9 protein-coding genes and 1 pseudogene are annotated in these 12,758 nt (G+C 65.2%); 4 read left to right on the plus strand and 6 right to left on the minus strand.

Annotated elements, in window-relative coordinates; genetic code table 11:
* Positions 1–30: 30 nt before the first annotated feature.
* Both EPO50_RS23850 and EPO50_RS23855 read right to left on the minus strand, forming a co-directional pair.
* On the minus strand, positions 31–2,055 hold the full coding sequence (locus EPO50_RS23850; protein WP_296348179.1) for an AsmA family protein: 2,025 nt from the start codon (positions 2,053–2,055) through the stop codon (positions 31–33).
* Between the two features lie 16 nt (positions 2,056–2,071).
* The gene (locus EPO50_RS23855) at positions 2,072–3,076 is read right to left on the minus strand and encodes an RluA family pseudouridine synthase (RefSeq protein ID WP_296348180.1); all 1,005 of its coding nucleotides are present in this window, start codon (positions 3,074–3,076) and stop codon (positions 2,072–2,074) included.
* 35 nt (positions 3,077–3,111) lie between these two features.
* Between EPO50_RS23855 and EPO50_RS23860 the strand changes: the two genes are divergently transcribed.
* Both EPO50_RS23860 and EPO50_RS23865 read left to right on the plus strand, forming a co-directional pair.
* Positions 3,112–4,002, plus strand: coding sequence for a dienelactone hydrolase family protein (locus tag EPO50_RS23860; RefSeq protein ID WP_296348182.1), 891 nt, complete (start codon positions 3,112–3,114; stop codon positions 4,000–4,002).
* Entirely contained in the window at positions 4,002–5,531 is a 1,530-nt protein-coding gene (locus EPO50_RS23865; protein ID WP_296348184.1) for a L,D-transpeptidase family protein, read from the plus strand. Before EPO50_RS23860 ends, EPO50_RS23865 begins: the two co-directional genes overlap by 1 nt.
* On the opposite strand, the gene EPO50_RS23870 is transcribed toward EPO50_RS23865, so the two are convergent.
* Both EPO50_RS23870 and EPO50_RS23875 read right to left on the minus strand, forming a co-directional pair.
* Entirely contained in the window at positions 5,528–6,817 is a 1,290-nt protein-coding gene (locus tag EPO50_RS23870) for a replication-associated recombination protein A (protein ID WP_296348186.1), read from the minus strand. The genes EPO50_RS23865 and EPO50_RS23870 overlap by 4 nt on opposite strands.
* 32 nt (positions 6,818–6,849) lie before the next feature.
* Entirely contained in the window at positions 6,850–8,244 is a 1,395-nt protein-coding gene (locus EPO50_RS23875) for a Do family serine endopeptidase (protein WP_296348188.1), read from the minus strand.
* 151 nt (positions 8,245–8,395) lie between these two features.
* Here EPO50_RS23875 and EPO50_RS23880 point away from each other — a divergent pair, with 151 nt between their 5' ends.
* Complete coding sequence (locus EPO50_RS23880) at positions 8,396–9,397, plus strand: tripartite tricarboxylate transporter substrate binding protein (protein WP_296348190.1); 1,002 nt, start codon at positions 8,396–8,398, stop codon at positions 9,395–9,397.
* A gap of 10 nt (positions 9,398–9,407) precedes the next feature.
* Here EPO50_RS23880 and EPO50_RS23885 read toward each other — a convergent pair whose 3' ends face one another.
* Both EPO50_RS23885 and EPO50_RS23890 read right to left on the minus strand, forming a co-directional pair.
* Positions 9,408–11,732 (minus strand): adenosylcobalamin-dependent ribonucleoside-diphosphate reductase, encoded by a 2,325-nt coding sequence (locus EPO50_RS23885; RefSeq protein ID WP_296348192.1) that lies wholly within the window; start codon positions 11,730–11,732, stop codon positions 9,408–9,410.
* Between the two features lie 57 nt (positions 11,733–11,789).
* The gene (locus EPO50_RS23890; RefSeq protein ID WP_296348195.1) at positions 11,790–12,512 is read right to left on the minus strand and encodes a 1-acyl-sn-glycerol-3-phosphate acyltransferase; all 723 of its coding nucleotides are present in this window, start codon (positions 12,510–12,512) and stop codon (positions 11,790–11,792) included.
* A 100-nt stretch (positions 12,513–12,612) separates the two neighbouring features.
* Here EPO50_RS23890 and EPO50_RS31570 point away from each other — a divergent pair.
* Positions 12,613–12,711, plus strand: a pseudogene (locus EPO50_RS31570) (zinc-ribbon domain-containing protein); the annotation flags it as partial.
* Between the last annotated feature and the right edge of the window lie 47 nt (positions 12,712–12,758).

Below are 12,758 nucleotides of genomic sequence, written 5' to 3' on the forward strand. Positions count from 1 at the left end.
CAAGGCCCTCGGACGGGAACAGAGCCGACTTCAGCGGTTCTGATTGCGCTGCGGACCGGGCGTCTGGGAGTGCGTGGGGCGACCTGACCGTTGCCGCACGTCAGATGAAGGAACTGGAAGCTGCGCCCGTAGACCCGGACGCAGCGCCTCCAGCCTCGGCGCCAACACCGCGCAAGCGTTTGCACCGGCCTGGCGCGCGCCCTGGGCAAGTTGCGCGACCAGGCTCGGTATTGGACCACCGCCGACCAACAGTTTGGAGAGGCCGGGATCGAGCGCGCTCGCCGTGGGGCGCCCGGCACCACCCTTGATGCGCATCGGCGAGGCGAGCGCGGCGCCCTGGGCATCGCGCGCTTCCGGAGCGACGATGAATTCCCATCCTTCGGTGCGCATATGGACAAAGCCGCCGCCGATCAGCACCGCCCGCGGCGTATCGACGACGATCCGCCGGAGATTGGCGACGCCGCCGCTCACATCGAAGCGGCCAGCAATGCAGTTGAACGGAACGCCGGAATCGGTCCCACCCAGCAGCCGCTGCGTCTCGGCTGGCCAGTTCACGAGCTGATCACGTGGCCACATGCCCTTGGCGATCGCAATGTCGACGGAACCGTTGGCCGAGTTCAATGCATCGCGCGTCGTGCGACCACCACCGCGCAAGCGCAGGTCGATATCGGCCACGGCATCGCGCAAACCGAGATCGAGCCCCAGCAGAGAAGAGAGTTCTCCAAGCGACACGCGGTTGGCCGATGCTGTCAGGGTCGTCTGCCCGATGCGCCCCGTGGGATCGTAGACGAGGTCGATGCCGGCCGAGCCGCCGCCGACGGTGCCGGCTGCCCTGAACGTGAAACGCGTCTCGCCCGATGTGAGGGTCACCGAGGCGTTCTGCATTTTTGCACCAAGGCCCACCACCTCGCCCAGCCTGACCGTGACCGAGAGCGCCGAACGGCCGAGCCAGCTTGCCGAGAAGGGCACGGCCGGAATGAGCCTCTGCTGTACGGGCGACGTCGCCGCCGGCGGTGCGGCAACAACGGGCGCCGCGCGCAACTCCGAGACATCCAGGCGGGTTATGTCGGCATTCACGGCAATGGTCGCCGTGCCTTTGCGGTCGTGGCGGAAGAGCGCCTCGCCCACCATCTCACTCGACCCGACCTTGAGGGTCTGCACCTCGACCTTGAAGCCGTTGCGCTGCGTCGAGGCCTTGGCGTTCAGTGAATAAGGCCCGCCGGCCGGCACAGGCAGCCGAACGTAGGGACCGAAGACCGAGACATCGGGACCGTCGGCGTTGATCTGAAGGCTGGTTCCCTTCACGCCCACGCCGCCCTTGATGGCAATCTTGCCGCCACCGAAACCGCCCTGCAGCTCGATATTGCCGGGCAGGCCACGGATCCAGCCATCGAACGAACCGGCAGTGCCTGTGAGTTCAAGAGGCACGGCCTGCGGGACCGAGAAACGGCCTTCGACCTGCAGTGTCTGGTTGGGAGCCGGTGACTTGAACGTAGCGTTCGCCACTTCGATAACGGCCGGCGGTCGCCCTGCGCCTTCGGAAACGGTGAGGACTGAGTCCTTCACCTCGATGGTATTGATCCAGGGAAATGCGGCTGTGGTGCGCAGCCGGAGCGAGCGGTTTTCGCCCGGATGCGGCCCCGACCCATCAGGTGGCGGCAGCATTTCGAGGTTGGCATCGCCGACCTCGTTGCGCTCTACCAGGATATCGGCGCCTTCCAGCACGATGCGGCCGATCTTGACCTCGCCCAGGAGCAGCGAGAACGGGTCGAGGAAGAGCGTCATCTTCCTCACATGCGCCATGTCAGGGCGCGATCCCCAAGGGGCGTTGGAGAGCGTCACGCCTTCGGCCACCATCGCGGGCTCGCTGCCCAGCTTGATGCTCAACGGCACGCGGGCGGCGAGCTCGCGACCGGTCACTTTTCGAATCTGATCGGTCAGCCGGCTCTGATAGCTCGACAGGTCGCGCGTAGCCACCCAGACAACGCCACCGATCGCAGCGATCGGCACCGCCGCTGCCGCAATCCAGGCCAGCCGCCTCCAGGGAATCCGCATGCCGACCGATTCTCGCTCAAACACCGTCCGTAGAGAAGCCAAATGCCTCAACGGTGCGGCGGAAGTGAGGTGGCAGTTCCGCCTCGGCCTTCAATTCACCCTTGCCCGAGGGATGCGGCAGCGTCAGCCGGCGGGCATGAAGGTGAAGGCGACGCGCGTCGGCGACGGCAGCCAGCAACGCTTCCTCACCGCCGTATTTACGATCGCCCAGGATGGGGCAGCCGATCTCGGCGCAGTGGACACGGAGCTGATGAGTGCGTCCGGTGCGCGGCCATAGAGCAAGCATCGCCGCGCGCTTGCCGATCCTGTCCATCTCGCGGAAATGTGTCAGCGCCTTCTGGCCATTCTCCTCATCGACCTGCATCAACTCGCGGTCGCGGGCGCCCGGACGTTTGGCGAGTGGCAGGTCGATCGTGCCCTCCTTGCGTGGCGGCACGCCGACGACGACCGCCCAGTAGAGCTTTTCGGTCTCTCGGTCGCGGAACGACTCGGCCAGCCGCTTGGCGGCCTGCCCGGTGCGGGCGATCAGCAGCAGACCGCTGGTATCCTTGTCGAGCCGATGGACGAGGCGCGGCCGGTCTTCGTAGCCGAAGCGCAGCGCATCGAGCATGCCATCGACATGCTTCTCGGTGCCGCTACCGCCCTGGACTGCCAAACCCGGTGGCTTGTTGAGAACGATCACATGGTCGTCGCGATGGATCACCATGCGCTGGATTTCCGCAGCATCGCGATCAGAAACCGCCGGAGCCACCCGCGCCGCTTGCGGCTTGGGGAGCGGAGAGGCCGAAACGCCGGGTGGTAGGCGGATCGACTGGCCGGGCTCGACGCGATCCTTGCCCTCGGCGCGCTTGCCGTCGATCCGGACCTGGCCGGTGCGAAGGAGCTTCTGCAGCGCACCGTGGCTCAGCTCGGGAAAATGCCTCTGGAACCAACGATCCAGCCGCAACCCCGCCTCATCGTCGGATACGGCGCGAAGCTGGACTTGGGCACGGGTGCCGCTGGCGGCGGGGCGATCGCTCATGGCGCGCAACCTAAGGGACAAGCTAAACAGGGTCCATGGAATCGGTGTCGTTCGATACGCTGACGTTCGACCATCCGGCGGCCTGCCGGCCCGCGACATTGAGCGCAAGCCTCCACCTGCCCGACCGGCCGGGTGGTCCCTCCGCCTGCATGGTGATCCTGACCAGCAGCGCCGGCGTCCAGCGCCACCGCGAGCACTACTACGCCGATCTCCTGAACCAGGCGGGTGTCGCCGCCCTGATCGTCGACAGTTTCACCGGGCGCGGCGTGCGGCGTACCGTCGCCGACCAGACCCTGGTCTCCGCTGCCCAGATGGAAGGCGATGCTTTTGCAGCCCTCGCCCTGTTGCGCCACGATCCACGCATCGATCCGGCGCGAATCGGAATCATGGGCGTTTCCAAGGGCGGCGTCGCGACCCTGAACGCCGCCATCGCCGTACGCCAGCGCTGGCGTAACGGCTTCCCCCATCTCTTCGACCTGCACGTCGCGATCTGCCCCGGTGCGACCGCCCAGCATCGCGACGCGACCACGCATGGCCGGCCAATGTTCCTGATGCTGGCGGCGCGCGACGACTACACACCGGCGGAACTCGCCATCGAGTACGCCAACCGCATGCGGACGGCCGGCAACGAGCGGATCAAGGTGAAGGTCTATGGCGCCGCTCATCACGGCTGGGAATCGATCGGCCCGGTCTTCGACATCAAGGACGCCGAGAACTGGTCGTGCTGCCGCAACTTCATCGAGGATGACGGCCGCCACTTCGTGCCCTCCCTCGGCCTGACGCTCAGCGAACCCGAATTCCAGGCTTGGGCGCGACTGCATTGCGTCACGCGCGGCGCGCGCGCCGGTGGTGGGACTGTGGCCCTAAAGCAACGCGCAAGTGCTGATTTTATTGACTTTCTGAGGGCCCACGACTTCGTAGGTTGATGGACGAATCGACTGTTTGCAGCTATACCACCGGTGTGATTCGCTCCTACTTTCTCGCCGTTTCTCTGGCGCTCTTGTCCTCCCTGCTAGGGACCTCTTCCACCTACGCCAGCGGCCTGTTGTGGACCGGATCAGGAGCCGCTTCGGCCCGCTCCGAGGCCTTGCTCAAGGTCCTGCGCTCCGCCTCCGACCACGGACTCGATCCTGCCTGGTACAGTATCGTCGAAGTTGAAAAGGCGTTGGCGCCGGGCGCCGATCCGACAGCGGCGGAAACTTTGCTGACGGCCGTCTTCGTTGCCTATGCGAGCGACGTTTCGACCGGCCGTGTCCGCGCCAACCGCGTCGACAAGGACATCGACATCGTTCAACGCAAGGTCGAGAAGACCGACCTCTTGAAAGCCGCGGCCGAGGCGACCGACTTTGCCGCCTATCTCGACTCGTTGCCGCCCAAGGGTGACTACCCCGCCTTGCAGAAGGCTCTCGCGGCATGGCGCGACAAGCGCGGAAAGGTCAGCTTCACCTCGATCCCCGACGGCACCGCGCTGAAGCCCGGCATGATCGATCCACGCGTCAGCCTGCTGCGCAAGCGGCTCGTCGAACTCGATTTCGCCGTCCCCGAACCCGCCGCCGGCGCGGTGGTCGACCTCTATGACGACGCGCTCGTCGGCCTGATCAAGTCGTATCAGGAAATGAAGGGCCTCTCGGTCGATGGCGTCATTGGCGCCAAAACCATCCGTTCACTGAACACGACGGTCGACGAGCGTATCGAGCAGATCATCGTCAACCTCGAGCGTCGGCGCTGGCTGCCCGAGGATCTCGGCAGCCGCTACGTGTTCGTGAACACCGGCGACTACTCGATGATCTTCGTCGACGGAGGCAAGCTCGCCTTCCAGAGCCTGGTCATCGTCGGCACGCCGAAGGACCCGACGCCCGAGATCCAGTCGATCATGCGCGGCTTCCAGACCAATCCCTTCTGGACGGTGCCGACGTCGATCTCCGGTGAAGAATACCTGCCGATGCTGCGCCGCGATCCCAACGCGCTGGCCGCCAGCGGCTTCAAGATCTTCGCGAACTGGAGCGACGATACCGAGCTCGATCCGTATAGTGTGGACTGGCACTCGATCCACCCCAAGGCCTTCCCCTATCGCATCCGCCAGGATCCCGGCGCGGGAAATGCGCTGGGCTACATCTTCTTCCCTTTCGCCAACAAGTACGGCATCTACATGCACGACACGGCGAGCCGCTGGTTGTTCACCGAAGGCAGCCGCAACTTCAGCCATGGCTGCATCCGCCTGCAGAACCCGCTCGACTTCGTCGAGAAGGTCTTCAACGGCAAAAACGGCTTCAGCAAGGACCGCGTGCGAGCGGTGATCGAAGCCGGGCAGCAGGCGCACTACACCTTCCCTGAATCAGTCACGCTCTACGTGACCTACCGCACTGTGGCAGTTAGCGCCGACGGCGTGCCGGTCTTCCGCGACGACGTCTATGGTCGCGACCGCCGCGTCGCCAAGGCGATGCAGAAGCCCTAGCGCTTCTTCTCGCGCAGCTTCTTCCAGTATTCGAGGCGCTTCAGGATCTCGCGCTCGAAGCCGCGCTCGACTGGCTGGTAGAACTCCTCGCGCGCCATCCCGTCGGGAAAATAGTTCTGGCCGGAGAAGCCGTCGGCGGCATTGTGGTCGTACTCGTAGCCCTTGCCGTAGCCGATCTCCTTCATGAGCTTGGTCGGCGCATTGAGAATGTGCATCGGCGGCGTCAGCGAGCCGTGGGTCTTGGCCGAACGCTTGGCGGCGCCGAAGGCGACATAGCCGGCATTCGATTTCGGCGCCGTGCCGAGATAGATCACCGCCTGCGCGATCGCGAGTTCGCCCTCCGGTGAGCCCAGCCGGTCATAGGTTTCCCAGGCCGCCAGGGTCTGGGTCAGCGCCTGCGGATCGGCCATGCCGATATCCTCGACGGCGAAGCGCACCAGCCGACGGGCGATATATTTCGGGTCCTCGCCACCATCGAGCATCCGGGCGAACCAGTAGAGGGCCGCGTCGACATCCGATCCGCGCAACGACTTGTGCAGCGCGCTGATCAAGTTGTAGTGCGCTTCCTGCGCCTTGTCGTAGAGCGGCGCCCGCTTCTGCAACAGGGTCGCGAGCCGCGCCGGCGGCACGGGTCCTTTGTCCTTGAGCTGCGCCAGTTGCTCGGCGATCCCGATCAGGTAGCGGCCGTCACCGTCGGCCATGGCGAACAACGCCTGACGACCCGTCTCGTCGACGGGCAGTGGGCGGCCCAACGCTTCCTCGACACGCGTGAGCAGCGTACCCAGCGCGGCATCGTCGAGGCGACGCAGGACCAACACCTGGCAGCGCGACAGGAGCGCGGCATTGAGTTCGAAGGATGGGTTCTCCGTCGTGGCACCGATCAGCGTGACGGTGCCATCCTCGACGTAAGGCAGGAAACCGTCCTGCTGCGCCCGGTTGAAACGATGGATTTCATCGACGAACAGCAAGGTACCCTTGCCATCCTTGCGGCGCTGGCGGGCGGCCTCGAAGATGCGCCTCAAGTCGGCGACACCGGAAAAGACGGCCGACAGCGGCTCGAAATGCAGGTCGCTGGCTTCCGCGAGCAGGCGCGCGATCGTGGTCTTGCCGCAACCCGGCGGCCCCCACAGGACCAACGAACCGAGCTTGCGCGCCGCCAGCATGCGGCCGAGCGGACCCTCCGGCCCGAGCAGATGGTCCTGGCCCAGAATCTCGCCCAGCACCTTGGGCCGCAGGCGTTCGGCGAGCGGCGTCGGGGCGAGCGAGGCGAAGAGTTCAGCCGGCACGATGGAAAGCTACCACGGCGTGCAGCCCCGATTCAGCGGAACTGGACGGTGGAGACCATCCCGTCGCGGCCGATGCTGACGCTGCTGACCGGACCGGCAGCCAGACGCTTCTTGAGCTCGTCGACGTTCTTCACGTCCTGACCGTTGATGCCCAGGATCAAGTCGCCCTGGCGCACGAAGCGGCCGGCATAGGCGCCGGGCTTCACTTCGATGACAACGGCGCCGGGCCGCCATTCGGCAAGGCCCATTTCTTCCGCCACCGCCGGCGACATGTTGACGACCGTGGCGCCCGACAAGGGCTGGCGGCCTTCGAGCTGAGACTTGTCGCGCGGTGGATTCTCCGGCGGCGCGGCCAGCTTGACGGTCACGACCATTTCCTTGCCGCCGCGAACGATCCTCACCGGCACCGCTACATCGACGTTCAGGGTGGACAGACGAAAGCGCAGGCCGGCCTCGTCGTCGATTATCTGCTCGCGGATGCCGATGATGACGTCGTTGCGCTTCAGGCCCGCGGCTGCGCCCGGTCCGTCGGGAAACACCTCCTTGACGATCAGACCTGCCGGTCGCGCCAGGCCGAGCCCCGTCGCAAGGTCCGGTGTCACGCGCTGCATGCTGACGCCGAGCCAGGGCCGCACGATACGGCCGCCCTGCGTGCCGGTGGAGATCATGCGTTCGACGATGTTCGACGGCGTGGCGAAGCCGATGCCGACCGAGCCGCCGGACTGCGAATAGATCGCGGTGTTGATGCCGATCAGGCGTCCGTCGAGACTGACCAGCGCGCCACCGGAGTTGCCGGGGTTGATGGCGGCATCGGTCTGCAGGAAGAAGTTGGAATCGTTCACGCCGCCGGCACTGCGCGCCACGGCCGAGATGATGCCGCTCGTCACCGTCTGGTTCAGACCGAACGGATTGCCGATCGCCAGCACGACATCGCCGACCTCGATCGAATCGGAGTCGCGGAGATCGAGATAGGGGAACTTCTCGTCGCTACCCTCGATGCGCAGCAGGGCAAGGTCGAAGCGCTCGTCCTGGGTGATGAGCTTGGCCTCGAACTCCCGCCGATCGGCCAGCACGACGCGGATTTCGTCAGCGCCACGCACGACATGGGCATTGGTCACGATCAACCCGTCCGGCTTCACCAGCACACCCGAGCCCAGCGAGTTCTGCAGGCGCTCACCTGCCTGTGGCGGGAACGGCATGCCCGGAAAAGGGAACGGCAGGCGGCGCTGCACCCGCGCCGTCGTCGTTGTGTAGATATTGACCACGGCCGGCGACACGCGCTTGACCAAGGGCGCATAGGAATAGGCGAGATCTGTCCGCGAACTGGGCAGCGGCTGCGCCAGAACCGTCGGTGAATAGGCAGTTGCGGCACCACATCCGATAACAACCGCCGCCAGAACCGCCTGCCGCATTGCTCGCCGAATCATCCACTCGCCTCCTGGGTTGGGCCGGATTTGCGGTCACTCTTATGGCAAATCAAGGGCTGAATCACACGGCTGGCATATCGATTGCAGGGTTTCCGGACAATGCGCGCCGCCTTCGCCCTGGGGGCTGGGGCGCGGGGAAAGGGAGCACTTCATGAAACTGACCCGTCGCAATGTCCTGACTGCCTCCGCCGCCGCTCTGGGATCGTCACTCGCCGCACCCGCCGTGAAGGCAAGTCCCGGCTGGCCGACCAAGGCCCCGATCAAGCTGATCGCGACCTTCCCGCCCGGCGGCACCGCCGACACGATTTCGCGCATCCTGGCGCCCAAGCTTTCGGCCGCGCTCGGCACCCAGGTCGTGGTCGAGAACAAGCCCGGCGCCGGTGGCACGATCGGCTCGGACCTCGCTGCAAAAGCCGCGCCCGATGGCTACACCTTGGTGATCTCGCATGCCTCGCCGCTCGGCATCGCGCCCGGCATCTATCCCAAGTTGCCCTACAATGTGTTGGCCGACTTCACCCACGTCACCCTGATCGGTCACACACCGAACGTTCTGATCGTGCCGGCCGACGCACCCTTCAAGACACTTGCCGACTACATCGCCGCCGCCAAGGCAAAGCCCGACCAGATCGCCTTCGGCAGCTCGGGCATCGGCTCCAACACACACCTGATGGGCGAACTGCTGTCGAGCCTGGCGGGCATCAAGCTGAAGCATGTGCCCTATCGCGGCTCGGCGCCGTCGCTGCAGGACATGCTGGCTGGCGTCATTCCTTCGATGTTCGACCCGATCACGACCAACGTGCCGCATATCAACTCCGGCAAGGTCCGCCTGCTGGCGGTGAGTTCGGAGAAGCGCCTCGACATGTATCCCGACGCACCGACCTTTGCCGAACAGGGCTTCCCCAAACTAACGACGTCGACCTGGGTGGGCGTTTCCGGTCCCAAGGGCATGTCACCTGAGATCGTCGCGCGTCTCTATGACGAGTTGCAGAAGGCCTACAAGGCGCCGGAAGTCGTCGAGCGCTTCAAAGACGTCGTCCTGCTGCCCGGCGACAAACCGATGACCCCGCCCGAATACACCCAGTTCGTCGGCGACTTCTCCGTACTCTGGGCCGGCGTCAGCAAGTCGGCCGGCATCGAACTCGAACTGGGCTGAGCCAGCCAACTCACCCGCAGCGGGAATAGCCGCAGTTCAGGCAAACGTCGCAGCCTTCCTGATGCGTCAGGGCGGCTGCGCCGCAGTTGGGACACTGCCCCATCGTCACCGGCGGTGTCACGCTTGGCCCTTCGCCACCGGAAGAATCGCGGGCGCCGGCCGTCAGGCGCATGCGTGGCTCGGAGGCGTCCGTGAGACGGGGCGTCTCGGCCGGTGCCAGGAAACCGATCTCCACGAGATGGCGCTCGATCACGCTGCCGATCGCCGCCAGCAGCGAGGGCACGTAACGCCCCTCCATCCATTGCCCGCCGCGCGGGTCGAATACGGCCTTCAGTTCTTCGACCACGAACGACACGTCGCCGCCGCGCCGGAACACCGCCGAGATCATGCGCGTCAGCGCCACCGTCCAGGCGTAGTGCTCCATGTTCTTGGAGTTGATGAAGATCTCGAACGGCCGGCGGCGGCCGTCCTGCATCACGTCGTTGATCGTGATGTAGATCGCGTGATCGCTGCCCGGCCATTTGATCTTGTAGGTCCGGCCCGGCAGCTCTTCCGGCCGGTCGAGCGGCTGGGCGATATAGACGACGCCAGTGTCGCGCGGCGGCGTAGGCGCCGGCACCAGCGCCGGAGGTGCGGACTCGGCGGCCGGCTTCACCTCGAGCACGGCGCCGGTGACATCGTTCGGCCGGTAGGTCGTGCAGCCCTTGCAGCCTTGCGCATAGGCTTCTTCATAGATGCCCTTGAAGGCCTCGAAGGAGATATCGCGCGGCAGGTTGATCGTCTTGGAGATCGAGCTGTCGACATAGTCCTGCGCTGCCGCCTGCATCGCCAGATGATCGGCGGGCGAGAGCGTCTGGGCATCGACGAACACGTCCTCAGGGGGGGCCTCATTGCCACGCAGTTCCCGCCAGGTACGGAAGGCATGATCGTCCACCCTCTCCTCGCGCTTGGAGCCATCGGGCTGCAGCACGTGGCGCACATAACTGAACGCAAAGACCGGCTCGATGCCGGAAGAGACATTGTCGGCCAGCAGCGAGATCGTGCCGGTGGGCGCGATTGAATTTAGCAGCGCGTTGCGGATGCCGTAGCGGCCAATGGCGGTGCGCACATCGTCCGGCAGGCCGCGGATCGTCTCGCCCGCGAGATAGCGCGTGCGCTCGTAGAGCGGGAAGAAGCCCTTCTCCGCCGCGATGTCGGCCGAGGCGAGATAGGAGAAGCGCTGCACCGCACCCAGCCATTCGCGCGTGAGCCGCACGGCTTCGGGCGAGCCGTAACGCACACCGCAGAAGATCAGCGCATCGGCGAGCCCCGTGACTCCGAGTCCGATCCGGCGCTTGGCCTTGGCCTCCTTCTCCTGCTGCGGCAACGGGAAGCGCGATACATCGATGACGTTATCGAGCATACGCACCGCGACAGGCACCAGCCGCTCCAGCGCTTCGAGATCGAGGTGCGCCCCGGCGGTGAAGGGATCCTTCACCAGCGCAGCGAGATTGATCGAACCCAGCAGGCAGGCGCCATAAGGCGGCAACGGCTGCTCGCCACAGGGATTCGTCGCTTGGATCGTCTCGCAGTAGTGCAGGTTGTTCCGGCGGTTGACGCGATCGATGAAGATTACGCCGGGCTCCGCGACCTCGTATGTCGCGTGCATGATGCGCTCCCACAGCGCCTTCGCCTTCACCGTCTTGAAGGTCTTGCCGTCGAACACGAGGTTCCAGTCGGCATCGTCCTTCACCGCCTTCATGAAGGCATCAGTGACCAGCACAGAGACGTTGAACATGCGCAGCCGCTTGGGGTCGCGCTTGGCGTCGACGAAGGCTTCGATGTCGGGATGATCACAACGCAAGGTCGCCATCATGGCGCCACGGCGCGAGCCGGCGCTCATGATGGTGCGGCACATCGCATCCCACACATCCATGAAGGAGAGCGGACCGGAGGCATCGGCACCGACACCCTTCACCGGCGCGCCCTGCGGACGCAGAGTCGAAAAATCGTGCCCGATGCCCCCGCCCTGCTGCATGGTCAGCGCGGCCTCGCGCAGGTTCTCGAAGATGCCCGACATGTCGTCAGGGATCGCGCCCATCACGAAGCAGTTGAAGAGCGTGACGGTACGGCCCGTGCCGGCTCCAGCGATCACGCGGCCGGCCGGCAGGAACTTGAACCCGGCCAGCACCTCGTGAAAGCGCTCCGCCCAACGGCCCGGATCACGTTCCGGTGCCGCCAAGGCACGCGCGACCCGCCACCAAGTGGCATCGAGATCGGCATCCGCCTGCCCCGCGGTGTCGCGAAAACGGTATTTCATGTCCCAGATACGCTGGGAAACTTCAGCCCATTCCATCGTCAAAAAGTAGGCTTCGGACCGGGCGATATCAACAAGATTGTTCTTTCTTTGTTCCTATCGCTGGGCTGCCTTCACGAGCCGGTCGGTAGCCTCTTCTATGCGCGCACGCAGCGTGGTCATGAAGGTCTCGCGATCGAGCCCTGGCGGGATCGCCGGCAGGACCTCGACGTCGATGACGCCCGGCCATTTGATGAACTTGCGCCGGCCCCAGAAGACTCCCGAATTCAGAGCCACCGGCACGACCGGCACGCCGAGCTGGCGGTAGAGGGCTGCGGTGCCGACCTGATAGGGCTTCTCGGCACCGATTGCCACCCGTGTGCCTTCGGGAAAAATCAGAATGGACCGCCCCTCGGCCAACGTCTGCTTGGCCTGCCGCACCAGGCTACGCAGCGCCTTGGCGCCCTCACCACGCTCGACCGCGATATTGCCGACACGCGCCATCGCCCAGCCGACGACAGGAATGAACAGCAGCTCGCGCTTCAGCACGGTGGCGCTCTGCGGAAAGATCTTGGAGAAAGCGAGCGTCTCCCACGAGGATTGATGCTTGCAGGCGAGGATGACCGGTCCTGCCGGTAAATTCTCCAGACCGCGCACGCGATGCGTCAGCCGGCAGGTGAGACGCAGCCAGCCGAGGCAGAAATCGATCCAGAACAGAGACCAGGCGACGACGTAGCGCCGCGGCAGCACAAGGATCGGCGCGCCGACGATCGCGATGATCGTGGTGCCGACATACCAGCCGACATTGAACAGGAAGGAGCGCAGCCCGAGGCTAAACATCGACGGAATGTATGGCGGCAAGTGGTGTTGCTTGTAACCCAAGTTTTAGTGGCCTAATGTCCGCTCGCAAGCACATCTAGTGGGGAAATCCCCGCTCATCATGCACGTTTCCTGTTTAAGCTGCGGCGCGCGGTATGCCGTCGATCCGACGGCGATCGGTCCCTCGGGTCGCACCGTTCAGTGCGCCCGTTGCAATCATCGTTGGTTTCAGAGGATCGAGCCGCCGGTTCCTCCAGCCGAGCCGTC

This window comes from Reyranella sp. (assembly GCF_004297405.1).
Taxonomy (GTDB): Bacteria; Pseudomonadota; Alphaproteobacteria; order Reyranellales; family Reyranellaceae; genus Reyranella.

What these genes read in the sequence shown, in the direction of transcription:
- EPO50_RS23880 (WP_296348190.1), top strand. Translation starts at nt 8,396, where the DNA reads ATGAAACTGACCCGTCGCAATGTCCTGACTGCCTCCGCCGCCGCTCTG.
- EPO50_RS23885 (WP_296348192.1), bottom strand. Translation starts at nt 11,732, where the DNA reads ATGGAATGGGCTGAAGTTTCCCAGCGTATCTGGGACATGAAATACCGT.
- EPO50_RS23855 (WP_296348180.1), bottom strand. Translation starts at nt 3,076, where the DNA reads ATGAGCGATCGCCCCGCCGCCAGCGGCACCCGTGCCCAAGTCCAGCTT.
- EPO50_RS23875 (WP_296348188.1), bottom strand. Translation starts at nt 8,244, where the DNA reads ATGATTCGGCGAGCAATGCGGCAGGCGGTTCTGGCGGCGGTTGTTATC.
- EPO50_RS23860 (WP_296348182.1), top strand. Translation starts at nt 3,112, where the DNA reads ATGGAATCGGTGTCGTTCGATACGCTGACGTTCGACCATCCGGCGGCC.
- EPO50_RS23865 (WP_296348184.1), top strand. Translation starts at nt 4,002, where the DNA reads ATGGACGAATCGACTGTTTGCAGCTATACCACCGGTGTGATTCGCTCC.
- EPO50_RS23850 (WP_296348179.1), bottom strand. Translation starts at nt 2,055, where the DNA reads ATGCGGATTCCCTGGAGGCGGCTGGCCTGGATTGCGGCAGCGGCGGTG.
- EPO50_RS23890 (WP_296348195.1), bottom strand. Translation starts at nt 12,512, where the DNA reads ATGTTTAGCCTCGGGCTGCGCTCCTTCCTGTTCAATGTCGGCTGGTAT.